This window comes from Rhodococcus jostii RHA1, assembly GCF_000014565.1.
GTDB lineage: Bacteria > Actinomycetota > Actinomycetes > Mycobacteriales > Mycobacteriaceae > Rhodococcus_F > Rhodococcus_F jostii_A.
On the sequence record NC_008268.1, the window covers coordinates 6,539,159 to 6,559,169 of the forward strand.

Below are 20,011 nucleotides of genomic sequence, written 5' to 3' on the forward strand. Positions count from 1 at the left end.
CTGATGCGCCAAGCTCGACTTCCCGACGGATTCGGGATCCGAATCGACCCCAAGGTACGCGCATATTCCGGAGGTCGCGTGCTCATCGGCGGTTCGCCGACTCGGATGCTGAAGCTGGCGCCCACCGCGGCGGCCATGATCGGAGACGGCTACCTCGAGGTCGTCGATCCGCAGTCCGCGGTCGTCGCACGCCGCCTCCTCGATTCGGGGGTCGCCAACCCGCGCCCCATGAGTACTCCGTCGCCCCGGGATGTCACCGTTGTCATTCCGGTGAAGAACAACGCGTCGGGGCTGCACCGGGTGCTGGCCTCGCTCCGCGGACTCGAGGTAATCGTCGTCGACGACGGCTCCGACGTCCCGATCGTCGCCCCCGTGCTGCAGAACGGGTGCGGTGGCCACGTCACCGTCCTGCGCCACGAGACGGCCAAGGGGCCGGCCGCGGCCCGGAACACCGGTCTGCGTTACGCCGCAACTCCGTTCGTGGCGTTCCTCGACTCCGACGTCCTGCCGCGCACCGGCTGGATCGAGGTCATGCTCGGCCACTTCAGCGATCCCGCAGTCGCACTTGTCGCCCCGAGGATAGTGGCGCTCGAACCCGACGCGAGCACACTCGCGCGGTACGAGCACGCCCGCTCCTCCCTCGACCTCGGACGTAAGGAGTCCGCGGTCCAGTCCGGTGGCCCGGTGTCGTACGTCCCGAGCGCCGCGATGATCGCCCGCCGCGAAGTGCTCGACGAGTTCGGCGGCTTCGACGAGTCGATGCACGTGGCGGAGGACGTCGACCTGTGCTGGCGACTCCAGGAGTCCGGCTGGCGACTGCGGTACGAGCCCGTGGCCCACGTTGCGCACGATCATCGTGTGACGTTCGGAAAGTGGTTCGACCGCAAGCTGTTCTACGGCACCGGTGCGGCGCCGCTGGCGGCAAGGCATTCGGGGATGGTTCCCCCGCTGTCGATGTCGCCGTGGACGTTCTTCGCGTGCCTCGCCGCCGCCACGTGCACCCGGCTCGGCCTGCTCGGCGCCGTCGCCACACTCGCGATGATGCTGATGCGCCTGCGCCGCATGTTCACCGGACTCGACCAGCCGACCCGCATCGCCGCGATCCTCGCGGCCCAGGGTTTCGCCGGCGGTGCCTGGCAGCTGGCGTCCGCGATGTGTCGCCACTATTGGCCGATCACACTGCTGGCGGTGCTGCTCTCGAAACGGATTCGCCGTATCGCGCTCGCGATCGCCGTCGCCGAGGGCGTCGCCGATTGGGTGACCCACCGGGCGCCCGGAGGGCTGGGACCGGTGCGGCACACGGTGTTCAAGCGGATCGACGACGTCGCGTACGGCGCCGGGCTCTGGAAGGGCGCCATCACCGCCCGCGACCTCGACGCATTGAAGCCCCGGTTGAAGTCGTAGTGGCCGATCCGATTCGCGCCGCCGACGTCGTGGTCGTCGGCGGCGGTTCGAGTGGATGTGTGGTGGCCGCCCGGCTCAGCGAGAATCCCGGACGATCGGTTCTGCTCCTCGAGTCCGGGCCCGGCTACCGAACGGTGTCCGACTGTCCCGTGCTCGACTACCGGACGCTGCCGGTCGGTCCGGGTAGCGCGTTCGCCGAGACGTACGGCGTGGAGTTGGCCCCAAGCGTTCCGTCGGCCATGGTGCGGGGACACGTCCTCGGTGGTTCGGGCGCCGTCAACGGCGCCTATTTCGTCCGTGGGACGGAAGCGGATTTCCGGCACTGGCCCGCGTCGTGGTCGTACGAGCACGTGCTGCCCGCCTTCCGGGCACTCGAGCGTGACGCCGACTTCGACGACTCCCGGCACGGCACGACCGGACCGATGCCCGTTCGCAGGCAGCCCGCGGAGCGGCTGAGCGAGATCAGCGCGGCGTTCCGCGCCGCGGCGCTCGGTGCAGGACATCCCGAGGAACCCGACAAGAACAGCGCGGGTGGAGGCGGGGTCGGTCCGGTGCCCCTGAACGTCGACGGCGGCCACCGTGTCAGTACGGCAGTGGCGTACCTGCTGCCGGCGTGGAAGCGGCCCAATCTGACGGTCGAAGCGAATTCCGACGTCGTCCGAATTCTGTTCTCCGGTAACGAGACCGTCGGGGTGGAGGTGGAGTCGGACGGGGTGCGGCGCACGGTCCGCACCGGTCGGGTCGTGCTGGCGGCAGGTCCTGTCGAAACCCCGGTGCTGCTGATGCTTTCGGGGATTGGTCCGGCAGAACACCTGAAGGACAACGGCATTCCCGTCGTCCTCGACGCGCCCGGTGTCGGCAGCGACTTCAGTGATCACCCCGAAGTGGCTCTGCCGTACCGTATCCGGGACTCGCTCCGCCGCAATGACACCAGTCCGGTCGTCGAAACGGTGCTGAATGTCGGCGACCTCGAAATCCGTCCGTACACGGCGCCGTTCGACGTGCTCGTCCCCGGATCCGGGCAGCCCGACCCGATCCTCGGGATCGGGCTCATGGTGACGGACAGTCGGGGCGACATCCGGCTCACGTCGGGGCGCCGCCGGGACCGTCCCCGAATCGAATACCGCTACGCGCAATCCGCCGCCGACCGCCGGGCGCTGCGCGAGGGGCAGGCCATCGGGCTGGAACTGCTCCGCTCACCGGAACTCGGCCCGCTGCTCGAGCCGTTGTCCCGGGAGGTGTCCGACCGCGCGGTGCTCGCCCACCTGGGGACGTCGCTGCACCTGTGCGGCAGTTGCCGGATGGGCGGACGCGACGATGCGGGCGCGGTGGTGGACGAGTGGTGCAACGTCCGCGGAATGGAAGGGCTGACCATCGCCGACACCTCGGTGTTCCCGGTGGTCCCGAGCCGTGGGCCGCACGCCACGGCGGTGATGGTCGCCGAGCGCGTCAGTACGTTCCTGGGGGAGTGACCGAGGGGACGACACAGGCACGTGTGACGCGGGTTACAGTAGGCAGAGACGCCGTGGAGGAGTTCGATGCAAAGTCAACCGCCCACAGGGGGCAATCCGTGGGTCGCCGTGCGCCCGGGAGACGACGTCGCGATGCTTGCACGCAGGGTGTCGTCGGCGCATCAGTTGTTCGTCGAGCGTCACGCACCCGCCGGTCGTGCCCCGGACGGTGACGGGAATTCCGTTCGTTCCGTCATCCTCGACTCGTGGTTGCGCAGCACCAGCAAGGGAGTGAACCCGGACGGGTCGGCCCGCGCGGTCGATCTGGCGGCCGCGGATCTCGCCGCGTACCGGGCGTCGCACCCGATGTCGATCATCCGCCCGGTGGTCCGCAAGCTTCTCGTCGAGGACGCCGCCGACACCGGGCTGCTCGTGGCCATCACGGACGAGAAGGGTCAGCTGCTGTGGGTCGAGGGCGATTCGTCCGCCAAGGACCGCGCACTGGAGATGAACTTCGTCGAGGGCGCCGACTGGAGTGAGGACACCGTCGGCACCAACGCCCCGGGTACCGCGCTGGCGCTCGACCATTGCGTGCAGATCTTCGGTGCCGAGCATTTCAGTCGCTCGGTGCACGACTGGAGTTGTTCGGCGGCGCCCGTCCACGACCCCGCGACCGGGCTGATCGTCGGGGCCATCGACATCACCGGTGGTCCGCGGGTGGCGGTGCCCGAGGTGCTCTCGCTGATCAGGGCGACCGTCGCGGCGGCCGAGGCGGAGTTGCGACTGCACCAGCTGCGTTCACCGCACCCGCTCGTCGAGACGGTATTGCGGTTGGAGGTGCTGGGATCGGGACGGCCGACTCTGGTCCGTGGGCCCGAACGCATCCCGCTGTCGCAGCGGCACGCGGAGATCCTCCTGCTTCTGGCGGAGCACCCCGAAGGCCTGAGTTCCGACCGCCTCGCGGTGCTGCTCGACGAGAACGAACTCGACGCCGTCACCATTCGTGCCGAGATGTCGCGCCTGCGTAAGGTTTTCGGTCCCGCAAACCTCGGTTCGCGGCCCTATCGGCTGCTCGCCGAGTTGACGTCGGACGTCCGGCAGGTTCGCGGAGCCCTGGACCGTGGCGAGCTCACCGCCGCCCTCGACGTGTACTCGGGCCCGGTCCTTCCCGGGTCGGAGGCGCCCGGGGTCGAGGATCTTCGCAACGAGTTGCGGGCACGCGTCCAGGCGGCGCTGCTGCGGGAAGGTGATCAACGGTTGCTCGCCAAATGGACCACGTCCGTCCACGGCCGCGAGGACGTCGCCGCATGGGAGGCGTACCTGGCGGGCCTCGACCCGCGTTCGCCCCTGTATTCCCAGGTCAAGTCCAGGATTGATCTGTTCGATCAGCAGTACGCAACGTAGTTGCAACGGTACGGTCCCTAGTGTTGTGAGTCACACCCAGTTCCACCCGAGTTTCACGACACCAGGGAGTTATCGATGACCGTGTATGCCCGCCCGGGTTCGCCGGACGCCGTCATGTCCTTCCAATCGCGTTACGACAACTGGATCGGCGGCCAGTGGGTTGCGCCCGTCAAGGGCCAGTACTTCGAGAATCCGACACCCGTCACCGGACAGCCGTTTTGCGAGGTCGCGCGTTCGACGTCCGAGGACATCGAACTTGCGCTCGACGCCGCACACGCTGCGGCTCCGGCCTGGGGCAAGACGTCGGTGGCGGAGCGCGCCATCATCCTGAACAAGATCGCGGACCGCATCGAGGAGAACCTCGAGTCCATCGCGCTCGCCGAGTCCTGGGACAACGGCAAGCCGATCCGCGAGACCCTGAACGCCGACATTCCGCTGGCCGTCGACCACTTCCGCTACTTCGCCGGCGCGATCCGGGCGCAGGAAGGCGCACTGTCGGAGATCGACTCCGACACCGTCGCCTACCACTTCCACGAGCCGCTCGGCGTCGTCGGCCAGATCATCCCCTGGAACTTCCCGATCCTCATGGCCGTGTGGAAGCTCGCTCCCGCACTCGCCGCGGGCAACGCGGTCGTCCTCAAGCCCGCCGAGCAGACCCCGGCGTCGATCCTGCACCTGATCTCCGTCATCGGCGACCTGCTGCCCGCCGGTGTGGTGAACATCGTCAACGGATTCGGTGTGGAGGCGGGCAAGCCGCTCGCCTCGAGCCCACGGATCCGGAAGATCGCGTTCACCGGTGAGACCACCACGGGCCGGCTCATCATGCAGTACGCGTCGCAGAACCTGATCCCGGTCACCCTCGAACTCGGTGGCAAGAGCCCCAACATCTTCTTCTCCGACGTGCTGTCCTCCAACGACGACTACCAGGACAAGGCGCTCGAGGGCTTCACGATGTTCGCCCTCAACCAGGGCGAGGTGTGCACCTGCCCGTCGCGTTCGCTGATCCAGGAGGACATCTTCGACGAGTTCCTCGCGATGGCGGCCATCCGCACCAAGGCCGTCCGCCAGGGCGACCCGCTCGACACCGACACGATGATCGGCGCGCAGGCCTCGAACGATCAGCTCGAGAAGATCCTGTCGTACATCGAGATCGGCAAGGGCGAAGGCGCCAAGGTCGTCACCGGCGGTGAGCGCGCCGAACTCGGCGGCGACCTGTCCGGCGGCTACTACGTGCAGCCGACGATCTTCACCGGTCAGAACAAGATGCGGATCTTCCAGGAGGAGATCTTCGGTCCCGTCGTCTCCGTCACGTCGTTCAAGGACTACGACCAGGCCATCGAGATCGCCAACGACACGCTGTACGGCCTCGGCGCCGGCGTGTGGTCGCGGGACGGTGGCGTCGCCTACCGCGCCGGTCGCGACATCCAGGCCGGGCGCGTGTGGACCAACACGTACCACCAGTACCCCGCGCACGCGGCGTTCGGTGGCTACAAGCAGTCCGGCATCGGCCGCGAGAACCACCTGATGATGCTCGAGCACTACCAGCAGACGAAGAACCTGCTGGTCAGCTACGCCCAGAAGGCTCAGGGCTTCTTCTGATGGACGCAGCCCGGGCGCCTCAGCGCCTGAAGGCAACCGCCGGGGCGGTGGAGCTTCTCCGCCGCCTCGGCGGTACCCACGGGGCGCTGATGATGCATCAGTCCGGCGGGTGCTGCGACGGCTCCGCGCCGATGTGTTACCCCGACGGTGAATTCATCGTCGGCGACCGCGACGTGCTGCTCGGCGTCCTCGACCTGCGACTCGGGGTCGGGGAGACCCCGTCCACCCGGCCCGAAGGCGGCGATGCGGTGCCCGTGTGGATCTCCGGTTCGCAGTTCGAGGCGTGGAAGCACACCCAGCTGGTGCTCGACGTCGTGCCCGGCCGCGGATCGGGATTCAGCCTGGAAAGTCCCGAAGGCATGCGTTTTCTCAGTCGTGCGCGTGCGTTCACCCCGGAGGAGAACGCCAGCCTCGCCGCGGAGGAGGTCATCGTGGGTCAGCGGTGGGAGCAGGGCTGGAGGCCCGCGCCGTCCCCCGAACCGCAAGTGGTCGACGAAGCCGTCGACGCATGTCCCGTGCCCGCCCGCCGCCCGGGCCCGTAGCGCCCCGCAGTGCACTACGACCTAGGTTTTTACGTCGTGGTCATGATTCGCTGACACGACGTGTACACAACTCGTTCACCATTGGCCTCGGCCGTTCGATCCCGCTCCACGAGCGGGGCGGGCGAGGCACCATTCGGATCGACGTAGGGGACGGAATGTCACTCGTAGAACCATCCAAGAATTCCGGAACCGGGCAACATCACGATGCTGCCGACTTCCACTCGGAAGACAGCAGCTATCTGGAAAAACGCACGCTCCGTAAGGGTTCGGCGGGCTGGGTGCTGCTCGCCGGCCTCGGTGTCAGTTACGTGATCTCCGGCGACTACGCCGGATGGAACAACGGACTGGCCGAGGGCGGATTCGGCGGCCTGCTGATCGCCGGCGTCGTCATCGCGGGCATGTACCTGGCCATGGTGCTGGGCATGGCCGAGATGTCGTCCGCCCTGCCCGCCGCCGGCGGCGGTTACACGTTCGCGCGGCGCGCACTCGGGCCGTGGGGCGGATTCGCCACCGGCACGGCCATTCTCATCGAATACGCGATCGCGCCCGCCGCCATCGCGACCTTCATCGGCAGCTACGTCGAGTCACTGAACCTGTTCGGTATCACCGACGGGTGGTGGGTGTACCTGGCGGTCTACGCCATCTTCATCGGAATCCATCTGACCGGCGCCGGCGAGGCACTCAAGGCCATGTTCGTCATCACGGCGATCGCACTGGTCGGTCTCGTGATCTTCGCGGTCTCCGCGATCGGCCTGTTCGACGCGGGCAATCTCACCGACATCGCGGCGACCGATGCGGTGGGAGCGTCGAGTTTCCTGCCCTTCGGTGCATTCGGTATCTGGGCCGCCGTCCCGTTCGCCATCTGGTTCTTCCTCGCCGTCGAAGGCGTGCCGCTGGCCGCGGAGGAAGCCCGCGAGCCGGAGAAGAACGTGCCGCGCGGAATCATCATCAGCATGCTCATCCTCATCGTCACGGGGGCGGCTGTCCTGTTCCTCGCTACCGGAGCGCTGGGTGCCGAGAGTCTGTCGACGTCCGGCAATCCGCTGGTCGAGGCGCTCGGTGACGGAACCGCGGCGAAGGTCGTCAACTACATCGGACTGGCCGGCCTCGTCGCCAGCTTCTTCTCGATCATGTATGCCTACTCGCGGCAGACGTTCGCGCTGTCCCGCGCCGGTTACCTTCCCAAGAACCTGTCGATCACCAACTCGCGGAAGGCGCCCACGCTCGCCCTCATCGTGCCGGGCGTCATCGGGTTCGTGCTGTCGCTCACCGGTGAAGGCGCAATGCTGCTGAACATGGCGGTGTTCGGCGCGGCCGTCAGCTACGTGCTGATGATGGTCAGCCACATCGTCCTCCGCAGGCGTGAGCCGGAGATGAAGCGGCCGTACCGCACCCCGGGGGGCATCGTCACCACGTCGTTCGCGCTCGTCATCGCGGCCGCCGCGGTGATCGCCACCTTCCTCGTCGATCCGGTCGCCGCACTCTGGACGCTGATCGCATTCGCGGCCTTCATGGCGTACTTCGGCCTGTACAGCCGCCATCACCTCGTTGCCAATTCGCCCGACGAGGAGTTTGCTGTTCTTGCGAAGGCAGAGGAAGACCTGGAATGACCACCTACAGTCACGGAGTCGCGGGAACCGGGTACACGTTCGACGGTCTCGTCGACCTCATGGCCAAGGCGACACCGCTCCGCAGCGGCGACGAACTGGCCGGGTGCGCGGCGTCCTCCGACGCCGAACGCGCCGCCGCGCAATGGGCGCTGGCCGACGTCCCCCTCGGTACGTTCCTGAACGAACTCGTCGTTCCCTACGAGGACGACGAGGTCACGAGGCTCATCATCGACTCGCACGACCGGGTCGCGTTCGGCGAGATCTCCCATCTCACCGTCGGCGGCCTGCGCGACTGGCTGCTGGACGTCGCGGCGCGGGACGGTGCGGCCGAGACGTTCCGTCGCGTCGCCCCGGGGCTGACACCGGAGATGGTCGCGGCGGTCAGCAAGATCATGCGCAACCAGGACCTCATCGCGGTCGCGCGGGCCGTCACCGTCACCGCGGGGTTCCGGACGACGCTCGGCGTACCGGGGCACCTGGGAACCCGGCTGCAGCCCAACCATCCCACCGACGACCCGCGTGGAATCGCGGCCGCCACGCTCGACGGCCTGCTGCTCGGCTGCGGTGACGCCGTCATCGGAATCAACCCGGCCACCGATTCGCCGCACGCCACCGCGGAACTGCTCCACCTCCTCGACGACATCCGTCAGCGCTTCGACATTCCGGCGCAGTCGTGCGTGCTGTCGCACGTGACCACCACGATGGGCCTGATCGAGGAAGGCGTTCCCGTCGACCTCGTGTTCCAGTCCATCGCCGGAACACAGGGCGCCAATTCGAGTTTCGGTGTGGACATTTCGCTGCTCCGAGAGGCCAACGCGGCCGGTCGGTCCCTGAAACGCGGCACCGTCGGCGACAACGTCATGTACCTCGAAACCGGTCAGGGCTCGGCGCTCAGTGCGGGCGCCCACCTCGGCACGGGCGGCAGGCCCGTCGACCAGCAGACCCTCGAGACCAGGGCGTACGCGGTGGCCCGTGATCTCGAACCGCTGCTGATCAACACGGTGGTCGGGTTCATCGGTCCGGAGTACCTGTACGACGGCAAGCAGATCATCAGGGCCGGGCTCGAGGACCACTTCTGCGGAAAGCTCCTGGGCCTGCCGATGGGTGTCGACGTCTGTTACACCAATCACGCCGAGGCCGACCAGGACGACATGGACACGCTGCTCACCCTGCTCGGTGTCGCAGGCGCGGCCTTCGTCATCGCGGTACCCGGTGCGGACGACGTCATGCTCGGGTACCAGAGTCTGTCGTTCCACGACGTGCTGTACGCGCGCCAGGTGCTCGGACTCAGGCCGGCACCGGAATTCGAGGACTGGATGCGCCGTCTCGGCATGGTCGACGACGCGGGACGGGTCCTGCCGGTCGACGCCGCGGCGTCGCCGCTGCGGGCACTGACGGTGGCACGATGAGTGATCCTGTGGTGCAAGACTTCTGGGCGGAACTGCGGGCCACGACGCAGGCGCGCATCGGACTCGGCCGCACCGGTGACGCCCTGCCCACGCAGCGCGTCCTCGAGTTCCGGTCGGCGCACGCCGCCGCACGTGACGCCGTCCACCAGCCGCTCGACGCGGAGGCGCTGGCCGAGCAGGTCGAGGCCGTGGGCCTGGGCAGGCCGGTGGTCGTCACGAGTCAGGCATCGGACCGCAGCGAATACCTGCGCCGGCCCGACCTGGGCCGCACGCCGGCCGACCTGTCCGCGGTTCCCGCGGTGACGGCCGAGGTCGGATTCGTCCTCGCCGACGGGTTGTCGCCGCGGGCGCTCACCGATCACGGGGTGTCCCTGCTGTCCGCGCTGGTCGACGAATTCGGCGGGACGTACTCGCTGGCGCCGCCGGTGATCGCGACCCAGGCCCGGGTGGCGCTCGGTGACCACATCGCGCAGGCACTCGGCGTGCAGACGCTCGTCCTGCTGATCGGGGAGCGGCCGGGGCTGTCGGTGGCCGACAGCGTCGGCGTCTATCTCACGCACCTCCCGCGTCCCGGACGCACCGACGCGGACCGGAACTGCGTGTCCAACATCCACCCACCCGAGGGGCTCGGCTACGAACTCGCAGCCCGCGTCGTGGCGGGTCTCGTGTCCGGTGCCAGGAAACTGGGCCGGTCCGGAGTGGAGTTGAAGGACACCTCCCGTGCCGATGCGCTCGCAGCCCCCTCGGAGATCCTCGAGCTGTAGTCGTGTTATCTAAAGGGCGGCAGGTCCGACCGGGCCTGCGGAGAACCGCCCTGGACGGGGTGTGACGAGGAGAGATCTATGGCCTTCGCTGGCAATGTGGACGAGTTGGCCCTGCTGCAGGCGGTCCGGTTGAAAGAGCAGGTCAGCGCGTCTGTTCTGGCCGAGCATCTCGGGGTGAGCGCCGCGTCCGCGCAGGCCGCCTACGACGCGCTGCTCACCCAGGGCAAGGCGCAGGAAGCCTCGGACGGCCGGATCGAGCTCACCGACGCCGGACTGTCGGAGCTCGAGGATCAACTCGACGCCGAGCGGGTGTCCATCGACGAGGACTCCATCGCGGAGGTGTACGAGAGCTTCGTGCCGTTCCACGAGGAGTTCGTCGGACTGATCGATTCGGCCGACGCCGATCAGCTGGCCGACCTGGACCGCCGTGCGTCGGTCGTGTTCGACGACCTGTCGGCGTTCGTGCCCAGGTTGTCCCGCTACCAGGATCTGTTCGCCGACGCTCTCGCGAAAGTCGCTGCGGGGGAGACGAAGTGGATCTCGGAACCCGTGATCGACTCGTACGCCACCGTGTGGACCGAACTCCGCACGGAGCTGCTCGGCGCGTCCGGCACCGCCGAGTGACGTGACGCGCGTCACCACCCCCCCTATTCGGGGGTGGTGGCGCAGTGAGCCGGATCACTACTTTTCCTCTCATCCGGGATACGCCCACCAGGGTGTTCCCCACGGACCACGGAGGAATCGAGTGACCACAGTCTCCAACTCGGGTGCGGGAGCCCCCCACGCCCCCACACCGGTGCGCCAGGGCGGTACCAGCGTCCGCAAGGTGGCCATCGCCAGCGGCATCGGCACGACCATCGAGTTCTACGACTTCTTCATCTACGGCACCGCCGCAGCCCTGGTGTTCCCCACGGTGTTCTTTCCCGCCCTCGGCTCCACCGCAGGCACCGTCGCCTCCTTCGCGACATTCGCCGTCGCGTTCGTCGCCAGGCCCGTGGGTGCCATGCTGTTCGGCCACTACGGAGACCGGATCGGACGTAAGAAGACGCTGATCTCCACGCTCATCCTGATGGGTGTCTCGACGTTCCTGATCGGCCTGCTGCCCGGTGCCGCGACGATCGGGGTCGCGGCCCCGATCCTGCTGGTGCTGCTGCGTTTCGGTCAGGGATTCGCCGTCGGCGGCGAATGGGCGGGCGCCACACTGCTGACGGCGGAGTACGCACCCCCGGGTAAGCGCGGCCTCTACGCGATGTTCCCGCAACTCGGCCCCGCGGTGGCCTTCATCCTCTCCAGCGCCACGTTCCTCGTCACCGGCACCCTGCTCGGCGACACCAACGAGGTCTTCCTCGAGTTCGGGTGGCGGATTCCCTTCCTGTTCAGCGCCGTCCTTGTCGGCATCGGCCTCTACATGCGACTGGCGATCGAGGAGACACCGGTGTTCCGCGCGGCCCAGCTTGCCGACCGTGCCGACGCGGCCCCGCGGACCCTCCCGCTGATGGACGCCTGGCGGTACCAGACAAAGGAGATCCTCCTCTCCGCCGGCGCGCTCGCTACACTCTTCGCGTTCTTCTACATGGGCACAGCGTTTCTCACCAGCTACGGCACCAAGACCCTCGGATTCAGCCGCCCGTTCGTGTTGACGGTCGGGATCGCCTCGGCCGTGGTCTTCGGATTCACGATCGTCGTCTCGGCTCTGTACTCGGACCGGATCGGGCGCCGACGGGTCATCATGATCTCCTGCGGACTGGCCGTCGTGTGGGCGCTCGCACTGTTCCCCCTGCTCGACACCGGTTCACCCGTCGCGTTCACGATCGGCGTGATGGTCACGCTCGCCATCTTCGGAATCGCCTACGGCCCCTGCGGCGCCCTGCTTCCCGAAATGTTCCAGACGCGCTACCGCTACACCGGCGCCGGCCTCGGCTACAACCTCGCCGGCGTGCTCGGCGGCGCGGTGCCGCCGCTGATCGCCGCGCCGCTGGCGTCCGCGTACGGCAGCGCCGCGATCGGCGTGATGCTCGCCGTCCTCGGCGTGGTCAGCCTGCTGTGCACGAAAGCCCTGGTGGAAACGAAAGACGACGCGCTCTGACAGGGCCGGCGAGGGGTGTCCGGACTTCGCACAGATACCGGCGCCCCTCGCCGTGCAGTATGCCCTGGATCACATCAACCAAGAGTAAGTTCGACCGCGGAAGGGCCTTCGGGTCTGCCCGTCCCGTAGGTGCCCGAACGGGCTCCTGGAGAGGAAGAGTGATGACAACCCCGCTTCCCAGCTACACCAACGGCGTGTGGGACGCCCCGATGCTCGGCGACACCATCGGAGACAACTTCGACCGGACCGTGGCAGCCCACGGCGATCGTGACGCCCTGGTCGACCGGCCCTCGGGACGGCGGTGGACGTACGCCGAACTGAGGCGGGACGTCGACGCCGTGGCGGCGGGGTTGCTGAAGCGGGGAATCGGGAAGGGCGACCGGGTGGGGATCTGGGCGCCGAACTGCCCGGAGTGGACGCTGATCCAGTTCGCGACTGCCAAGATCGGCGCCGTGCTCGTCAACATCAACCCCGCCTACCGGGCGCACGAGTTGAAGTACGTGCTCGACCAGGCCGGTATCCGCCTGCTGGTGTCGGCGCCCGAATTCAAGTCGTCCGACTATGCGGCCATGATCGAGGAGGTCCGGCCGCAGTGCCCCGACCTCGAGATGGTGGTGCTCCTCGGGAGTGCCGAGTGGAGCCGGCTGGCGTCGGACGGCATGGCTGCGCACGAGGCCGACCCGGCGCTGCTGCCTGCCGCGCAGGCGGCCCTGTCCTCGGACGATCCGATCAATATTCAATACACCTCGGGGACAACCGGATTCCCCAAAGGGGCGACGCTCAGCCACCACAACATCCTGAACAACGGGTACTTCGTCGGCGAGCTGTGCCACTACACGGAGAACGACCGCGTCTGCATCCCGGTGCCGTTCTACCACTGCTTCGGCATGGTGATGGGCAACCTGGCGTGCACGAGTCACGGCGCGACCATGATCATTCCGGGGCCGTCCTTCGACCCGACAGCCACGCTGCAGGCCGTCGAAGCGGAGAAGTGCACGTCGCTGTACGGGGTGCCGACGATGTTCATTGCCGAACTCGCCGAACCGGACTTCGCATCGTTCGACCTGTCGAGTCTGCGGACCGGAATCATGGCCGGGTCACCCTGCCCGGTGGAGGTGATGAAGCAGGTCATCGAACAGATGGGAATGGCCGAGGTCTCCATCTGTTACGGCATGACCGAGACGTCGCCGGTGTCGTTGCAGACCCGGTCGGACGACACGATCGATCAGCGCGTGTCGACGGTCGGCCGGGTCGGCCCGCACCTCGAGGTCAAGATCGTCGATCCGGCAACGGGGTTGACCGTTCCGCGGGGCACGCCGGGCGAGCTCTGCACCCGGGGTTACTCGGTGATGCTCGGGTACTGGAACAACCCGGAGAAGACCGCGGAAGCGATCGACGCCGGACGGTGGATGCACACCGGTGACATCGGTGTGATGGATTCGGACGGCTACGTCGCGATCACCGGGCGGATCAAGGACATGGTCATCCGCGGTGGCGAGAACGTCTATCCCCGCGAGATCGAGGAGTTCCTGTACACGCATCCGGACATCCTCGACGCCCAGGTCATCGGGGTGCCGGACGCGAAGTACGGCGAGGAACTGATGGTGTGGGTGCGGATGAAGGACGGTGCCGAGCCCCTGGACGCGGCGAAGGTGCGCGAATTCTGCACCGGGAAGCTCGCCCACTACAAGATCCCGAAGTACGTGCACGTCGTCGACGAGTTCCCGATGACGGTGACCGGCAAGGTGCGCAAGGTCGAGATGCGCGAGCAGTCCCTCGACCTGATCGGGCGCACCTGACCCGTCTCGTCATCTGGTCCGCAGCAACGTCGCGACGGCGTCCTGCCCGCGCCGCTCGGCATGCTGCAGGGCCGTGCGGCCGTCCGCGTCCTCGATGGACGGATCGGCGCCCGCGTCGAGCAGCAGGCGGACGACGTCCTGATACCGCTCGGAGCCGTCGCCGTAGACCACGGCCTCGAGCAGGGCCGTCCAGCCCGGCTCGTTGACGTGGTTGATCGGCACGCCGGCCTCGATCAGCATCCGCACGGTGTCGACGTGGCCGTGCTCGGCCGCCGGGATCAGCGCGGTTCCGCCGAACCGGTTGATGCTGGTGACGTCGGCGCCGGCGTCGAGGGTGAGCGCGAGAATCTCGTTCAGTCCCTCCGCGCCGGCGTACAGGAACGCCGAGTCCTCGCGGGCGTTCTTCGCGTCGACGTCCGCTCCGGCGTCGATCAGCGTCCGCGCGGCGGCGACGTCGTCACGGACGACGGCGTCGAACAGCGCGTGTTCCAGTTCGGGCGTCGACACGGGGGCTGCTCTTCAACCGAGCGTCCCGGCGATCGCGTCGAGCCCGGCGGCCGCGCACGCCTGATCCCGCATTCCGTCGGGCGCGCCGCCGACGCCGATACCCGCGATCGACCCGCCGGCCGACTTCACGCTCACCCCGCCTGCGAGGAACAAGGTGCCGGGAAGGTCGGCGACCGTCGCGCCGTCGCCCTTGGCCCGTTCGCTCAGATCGCTGGTGTTCGCGCCGAACGCGGCAGCGGTGTACGCCTTCTGGCGGGCCGCCTCCACGGTGTGCTGAGCGGCATTGTCCCCGCGCAGCATGGCCTGCACGTTGCCGGCACGATCGACCACCGACACGGTGACGAAGCCGAGCCCGTCGGCCTGGCACTTCGCGAGCGCCGCCTGCGCGGCGGCCTGCGCTGTGCCGATACCGAGACGGTTCTGGCTCACCACGCCGTCCGCACCGTCGATCGGGGCAGGCGCGGCGGCGGTCGCGAGCGGAGTGGACGTCGGACTCGCCTCGTCGGACGCGGACGTGCCGCACGCCGAGGTGGCGACGATCGCGGCGAGCGGGACGGTGATCGCCAGAACGCGGGGCAGGCGGTGGAAGGTGCGCATCGGAAGGCCTTTCGGGAAGTGACGAGCTGACGTGACCAGCCTGGCCCGGCGGTGCCGGTGACTGCATCGGGCCGACGGCGCCCCCGAACTCATCCGTCCGGTCCCGGCAGATCATCCGAACGGTGGATCCGCGAACTACGGCACATCCGTAGGATCACTCGACGTGACGACACCTGTGGACGGAGTGGACAGGCCGGACGGCGCGGGTCTGCGCGGCCCGCTCGTTACCGCCATCCATGTGTCGTTCTACGTCCTCCTCGCGACGTCGACGGCGCGATATCTGACCTACCACGGAGTGAGCGGACGGTTCATCGTGGTGGTCGCGTTGATCGCGGCGCTTGCCGCGTTGTACACGGTCACCGCCGTTGTCGCACGGCGGGGAGGCGTGTGGGAACCGTGGGTATGGCCGGTCCTGACGACGTGGGCAGTGCTCGTCTGGCTCGCGCCGAGTTTCGCCTGGTGCGCGTTTCCCATGTTCTTCCTGTGCACGCGGGCGTACCCGAGCCGGATCGCGTACCCGGTCGTCGGGGTTCTCGCCGTCCTCACCTCGGTGGCGTTCTTCACCTTCTCCGGCCGCACCGAGTGGGCCGTGCTGGTGGGACCGCTGTGCACCGGGGCGCTGATCGTCATGGCGTACAGCCAGATCGAGCGCGACGGCCGGGAACGGGTGCGACTGCTCCGCCAGGTGGCGGAGACCCGGTCCCGGCTCGCGGAAACCGAGCGGGAGGCGGGGGTGCTCGCCGAACGCGAACGACTGGCCCGCGAGATCCACGACACCGTGACGCAGGGGCTGACCAGCAGCCTGCTCCGGCTCGAGGCGGCCGAGCAGATCTGGGCGCAGGCAGATCCGCGGACGGAGGAGCGGGCACGTGAGGACGTCCGCGTGGCGACCGGAACGTTGCGCGAGAACCTGGCGGAAACACGCAGTCTCGTGCACCATCTCGCGGCGCCCAATCTGGAATCCCAGCCACTCGACGCGGCACTGCTCGCCGCCGCGCGTACCCACCACCCGCGGGCGGAGCTCCGGATCGTGGGCACTCCGATCGCGATTCCGGCGGAGGTGACGCATGCGCTGCTGCGGATCACCCAGAGCGCGGTGTCCAACATCGCCCGGCACGCCCACGCCGAGACCGTGGGTGTCACGTTGACGTACCTTCCGGACGCCGTCGCGCTCGACATCTTCGACGACGGCACCGGTTTCGAACCCCCGCCCGCCGGATCTCCCTCGGCGCGAGGCGGATACGGCCTGCGCGCGATGCGCAGTCGCGTCGAGCAACTGGGCGGCACGTTCACCGTCGAGAGCGCACCGGGCGAGGGCACCGTGGTGGCCGCCCAGATACCGTGCGCGAGAGGAACCGCGGCATGACGAGAGTGACCGTGCTGCTGGTCGACGACCATGTGGTCGTTCGTGCCGGGCTGCGAGCGCTTCTCGACTCGCAGCCGGACATCGAGGTGATCGCCGAGGCGGGCACGGGGGAGGAGGCGGTCGACGCGGTGAGCGCCTTCCGGCCGCAGCTCGTGACGATGGATCTCGCCCTGGGCGCCGGTATCGACGGGGTCGAGGCCATTCGCCGCATCCGACAGGTCGATCGGGCCCTGCCGGTGCTGGTGTTCACGACCTACGACACGGATGCCGACGTGGTGCGCGCCATCGACGCCGGTGCCATCGGATACCTCCTGAAGGATTCGACACCCCAGGAGATCTTCGCGGCCGTGCGCGGCGCGGCCGCCGGCCAGAGTGTGCTGTCGCCGCCCGTCGCGTCGCGGCTACTGCAGCAGATGCAGCGCCCCGAGGAGGCCCTCACGCCGCGGGAGGCCGAACTGCTGACCCTGATGGCCGAGGGCATGACCAACAAGGAACTCGGCAAAGCCCTCTTCATCAGCGAGGCGACGGTCAAGACCCATCTCGCCCACATCTACGCGAAACTCGGTGTCGACACCCGCGCCGCGGCGGTGTCCGTGGCCCTGCGACGGCAGGGCATTCGCTGAACCGAGGGGGTTCACAGCGGTACGCCGCATGAACCTTTTGGCAACGATTTGCCGAAGCCCTGTCGAACGGGTGTCCACGTGGTTATGTTCGACATGAGCGGTGACCTTCCGCTCGCACCATGAATTGCGTGTTGAGAGGACAAGCGCCATGGTCATGGACATCATCGGCACCATCATCTTCGGTGCGGTCATCGGCGTTCTGGCGCGTCTCGTGATTCCGGGAAAGCAGGCGATGGGTTGGATCATCACCGTCGTCCTCGGCATCATCGGTGCGCTGATCGGGTACTGGGTGTGGGAGGGGCTCCTCGACAAGGGGGACACCGGCGGAATCGACTGGATCCGGTGGATCATCAGCATCGCCGTAGCGGCCGTGCTGACCCTCGGATACACCTCGATGACGAGCAAGAACAGGGTGTAGGCGCCACATCGCACTGGCACGAGAAGGGCCCCGGCCGGTCAGGGCGGGGCCCTTCTGCGGCTTCGCCGCCCGTGAGTACTTATCAACCGCCGGACGTTAACAAGTACTCACGGGCGTAGGCAGAGAAGCGTCATGTCGCGCAGTACTTTCCGGGTGCGCGAGGGAGTCGTGGGATCGGCGCTGTGCGGGGTCGAGTTGATGAGCCCGAACGTGGCGTGTGCCTTGGTGCGGGCATCCGTCTCGTCCAGTGACGTGTCCACCTGCAGCAGTACCTTCACCCAGATCTCCACGTAGCGCCGCTGCGTCTGCCGGACCTCCCGGCGGGCCTCGGCGGGCAGGCTCTCCAGGTCCCGGTCCTGGATACGAATGAGGTCGGGTTCGCCGAGCGCGAAGTCCAGGTGGAAGTCGATCAGACCCTCGAGGGCCGCTTCCGGGGAGGCGGCCTCCGCCACGACGAGCGACCCGCCCTCGAGCAGTCGCGTGCTGATCCCGACGAGCAGTTCGACGAGGACGGCGTCCTTGTTGGGGAAGTGCCGGTACACGGCGGGGCCGCTGATTCCCGCCGCGGAACCGAGGTCCTCGAGGCGGACGCCGAGGAAGCCCCGTTCGGCGATGAGGCGGGCGGCGGCGTCGAGCAGTTGGCGGCGACGATCCGCCTTCATCTGTTCCCGGCGCGTGATCGGCGCTTCGGTGCCGTCGACGTCTGTGGTCATCGCCTTGCTCTTTCTCGGATGCGGTCTGGACAACTCAGTTAATCACAGTTATCTTAGATTCAGTTATCGAGTATTAACTCACTCGGCACGGGCGTCAAGACGAGAAGGCGGCAGGATGGCACTGAGCGGAACCACTGCACGGGAGGGCTACCGGGCAGAGCACACGAAATTGGTGGACGAGCTGAAGTCGAGGCTGGCCGTGGCCGCACTCGGCGGCAGCGAGAAGTCGCGCGAGCGGCACGTCAGCCGAGGCAAGCTCCTGCCCCGCGATCGAGTGGACACCCTGCTCGACCCCGGAAGCCCGTTCCTCGAGATCTCCCCGCTCGCGGCGAACGGCCTGTACGACGACGAATGCCCCGGCGCGGGCGTCATCGCCGGCATCGGCCGGGTGTCCGGCCGGGAATGTGTGATCGTCGCCAACGACGCGACCGTCAAGGGCGGCACCTACTACCCGATGACGGTGAAGAAGCACCTGCGGGCGCAGGAGATCGCGCTGCAGAACCAGCTACCGTGCATCTACCTCGTCGACTCCGGCGGCGCGTTCCTGCCCAGGCAGGACGAGGTGTTCCCGGACCGCGAGCACTTCGGCCGCATCTTCTACAACCAGGCCACGATGAGTGCGCAGGGCATCCCGCAGATCGCGGCGGTCCTCGGCTCGTGCACCGCGGGCGGCGCCTACGTGCCCGCGATGAGCGACGAGGCCGTCATCGTCCGCAACCAGGGCACCATCTTCCTGGGTGGCCCGCCGCTGGTGAAGGCCGCCACCGGTGAGGTCGTGACCGCGGAGGAGCTCGGCGGCGGTGACCTGCACTCGAAGGTCTCCGGCGTCACCGACCACCTCGCGGAGGACGACCAGGACGCGCTGCGGATCGTGCGGAACATCGTCGCGACCCTCGGCCCGCGCGCCGAGCGTCCGTGGGACGTGATCAGCGCCGTCCCCGCGTCGGCGCCGCAGACCGACCTCTACGACGTGGTCCCCACCGACCCGCGCACCCCGTACGACGTCCACGCGGTCATCGACCGCATCGTGGACGGCAGCGAGTTCCAGGAGTTCAAGGCGGAGTACGGCAAGACCCTGGTCACCGGTTTCGCGCACATCGAAGGCCACCCGGTCGGCATCGTCGCCAACAACGGCGTGCTGTTCGCCGAGTCCGCGATGAAGGGCGCGCATTTCATCGAACTGTGCGACAAGCGCAAGATTCCGCTTCTGTTCCTGCAGAACATCGCAGGCTTCATGGTCGGTCGCGACTACGAGGCCGGCGGCATCGCCAAGCACGGCGCCAAGATGGTGACCGCGGTGGCATGCGCCCGGGTTCCCAAGCTGACCGTCGTGATCGGCGGCTCCTACGGTGCGGGCAACTACTCGATGTGCGGGCGGGCGTACTCGCCGCGGTTCCTGTGGATGTGGCCTAACGCCCGGATCTCCGTGATGGGCGGCGAGCAGGCGGCATCGGTGCTCTCTACGGTGCGCAGCGAGCAACTCGACAGCGCGGGCAACCCGTGGTCGGCCGAGGACGAAGAGGCGTTCAAGGCGCCGATCCGCGAGCAGTACGAGGCGCAGGGCAATCCGTACTACTCGACGGCCCGGCTGTGGGACGACGGCATCATCGACCCCGCCGATACCAGAACTGTTCTCGGACTGGCGCTCTCGGTGTGTGCGAACGCACCGGTCGAGCCGGTCTCCTACGGCGTTTTCCGGATGTGAGTGGAATGACTGAA

The 20,011-nt window shown here is 68.0% G+C and carries 18 protein-coding genes; 15 read left to right on the forward strand and 3 right to left on the reverse strand.

The window, feature by feature from the left end:
* The first annotated feature begins 3 nt into the window (after positions 1 to 3).
* From mftF to RHA1_RS29760, 11 genes are all read left to right on the forward strand, one after another.
* Positions 4 to 1,404 (forward strand): mycofactocin biosynthesis glycosyltransferase MftF, encoded by a 1,401-nt coding sequence (gene mftF / locus RHA1_RS29710; protein WP_011598114.1) that lies wholly within the window; start codon positions 4 to 6, stop codon positions 1,402 to 1,404.
* Positions 1,404 to 2,876, forward strand: coding sequence for a mycofactocin dehydrogenase MftG (gene mftG, locus RHA1_RS29715; RefSeq protein ID WP_011598115.1), 1,473 nt, complete (start codon positions 1,404 to 1,406; stop codon positions 2,874 to 2,876). The genes mftF and mftG overlap by 1 nt, the downstream gene beginning before the upstream one ends.
* A 66-nt stretch (positions 2,877 to 2,942) precedes the next feature.
* Positions 2,943 to 4,259 (forward strand): helix-turn-helix domain-containing protein, encoded by a 1,317-nt coding sequence (locus RHA1_RS29720; RefSeq protein WP_011598116.1) that lies wholly within the window; start codon positions 2,943 to 2,945, stop codon positions 4,257 to 4,259.
* A gap of 75 nt (positions 4,260 to 4,334) precedes the next feature.
* Complete coding sequence (adh, locus tag RHA1_RS29725) at positions 4,335 to 5,858, forward strand: aldehyde dehydrogenase (RefSeq protein WP_009479319.1); 1,524 nt, start codon at positions 4,335 to 4,337, stop codon at positions 5,856 to 5,858.
* A complete protein-coding gene (locus RHA1_RS29730) occupies positions 5,858 to 6,400 on the forward strand; it encodes a DUF779 domain-containing protein (RefSeq protein WP_011598117.1) in 543 nt (180 codons plus the stop codon). The genes adh and RHA1_RS29730 overlap by 1 nt, the downstream gene beginning before the upstream one ends.
* Before the next feature lie 155 nt (positions 6,401 to 6,555).
* Positions 6,556 to 8,010 carry an ethanolamine permease gene (gene eat, locus RHA1_RS29735; RefSeq protein WP_009479321.1) on the forward strand — a complete coding sequence of 485 codons (1,455 nt, stop codon included), beginning with the start codon at positions 6,556 to 6,558 and terminating at the stop codon, positions 8,008 to 8,010.
* Positions 8,007 to 9,419: an ethanolamine ammonia-lyase subunit EutB gene (locus RHA1_RS29740; protein WP_009479322.1), complete on the forward strand. Its 1,413-nt coding sequence runs from the start codon at positions 8,007 to 8,009 to the stop codon at positions 9,417 to 9,419. Before eat ends, RHA1_RS29740 begins: the two co-directional genes overlap by 4 nt.
* Positions 9,416 to 10,183 carry an ethanolamine ammonia-lyase subunit EutC gene (gene eutC, locus RHA1_RS29745; RefSeq protein ID WP_011598118.1) on the forward strand — a complete coding sequence of 256 codons (768 nt, stop codon included), beginning with the start codon at positions 9,416 to 9,418 and terminating at the stop codon, positions 10,181 to 10,183. Before RHA1_RS29740 ends, eutC begins: the two co-directional genes overlap by 4 nt.
* A gap of 78 nt (positions 10,184 to 10,261) precedes the next feature.
* Entirely contained in the window at positions 10,262 to 10,807 is a 546-nt protein-coding gene (locus RHA1_RS29750; RefSeq protein ID WP_011598119.1) for a hypothetical protein, read from the forward strand.
* Between the two features lie 121 nt (positions 10,808 to 10,928).
* Entirely contained in the window at positions 10,929 to 12,269 is a 1,341-nt protein-coding gene (locus RHA1_RS29755; RefSeq protein WP_011598120.1) for an MFS transporter, read from the forward strand.
* A gap of 161 nt (positions 12,270 to 12,430) precedes the next feature.
* Entirely contained in the window at positions 12,431 to 14,068 is a 1,638-nt protein-coding gene (locus tag RHA1_RS29760) for an AMP-binding protein (RefSeq protein WP_011598121.1), read from the forward strand.
* A 9-nt stretch (positions 14,069 to 14,077) separates the two neighbouring features.
* Here the strand turns inward: RHA1_RS29760 and RHA1_RS29765 are convergent, their stop codons facing one another.
* Together RHA1_RS29765 and RHA1_RS29770 are read right to left on the reverse strand one after the other, a co-directional pair.
* The gene (locus RHA1_RS29765) at positions 14,078 to 14,575 is read right to left on the reverse strand and encodes an ankyrin repeat domain-containing protein (protein WP_009479327.1); all 498 of its coding nucleotides are present in this window, start codon (positions 14,573 to 14,575) and stop codon (positions 14,078 to 14,080) included.
* Between the two features lie 12 nt (positions 14,576 to 14,587).
* A complete protein-coding gene (locus RHA1_RS29770) occupies positions 14,588 to 15,172 on the reverse strand; it encodes a GlcG/HbpS family heme-binding protein (RefSeq protein ID WP_009479328.1) in 585 nt (194 codons plus the stop codon).
* A 163-nt stretch (positions 15,173 to 15,335) separates the two neighbouring features.
* On the opposite strand from RHA1_RS29770, the gene RHA1_RS29775 reads away from it, so the two are divergent.
* From RHA1_RS29775 to RHA1_RS29785, 3 genes are all read left to right on the forward strand, one after another.
* Positions 15,336 to 16,538, forward strand: coding sequence for a sensor histidine kinase (locus tag RHA1_RS29775; RefSeq protein ID WP_011598123.1), 1,203 nt, complete (start codon positions 15,336 to 15,338; stop codon positions 16,536 to 16,538).
* On the forward strand, positions 16,535 to 17,161 hold the full coding sequence (locus RHA1_RS29780) for a response regulator (RefSeq protein ID WP_011598124.1): 627 nt from the start codon (positions 16,535 to 16,537) through the stop codon (positions 17,159 to 17,161). Before RHA1_RS29775 ends, RHA1_RS29780 begins: the two co-directional genes overlap by 4 nt.
* Before the next feature lie 148 nt (positions 17,162 to 17,309).
* Positions 17,310 to 17,579, forward strand: coding sequence for a GlsB/YeaQ/YmgE family stress response membrane protein (locus tag RHA1_RS29785; RefSeq protein ID WP_009479331.1), 270 nt, complete (start codon positions 17,310 to 17,312; stop codon positions 17,577 to 17,579).
* Between the two features lie 107 nt (positions 17,580 to 17,686).
* Here RHA1_RS29785 and RHA1_RS29790 read toward each other — a convergent pair whose 3' ends face one another.
* Complete coding sequence (locus RHA1_RS29790; protein WP_029539478.1) at positions 17,687 to 18,292, reverse strand: SACE_7040 family transcriptional regulator; 606 nt, start codon at positions 18,290 to 18,292, stop codon at positions 17,687 to 17,689.
* A gap of 115 nt (positions 18,293 to 18,407) precedes the next feature.
* On the opposite strand from RHA1_RS29790, the gene RHA1_RS29795 reads away from it, so the two are divergent.
* The gene (locus tag RHA1_RS29795) at positions 18,408 to 19,997 is read left to right on the forward strand and encodes a carboxyl transferase domain-containing protein (protein WP_011598126.1); all 1,590 of its coding nucleotides are present in this window, start codon (positions 18,408 to 18,410) and stop codon (positions 19,995 to 19,997) included.
* Positions 19,998 to 20,011 lie beyond the last annotated feature (14 nt).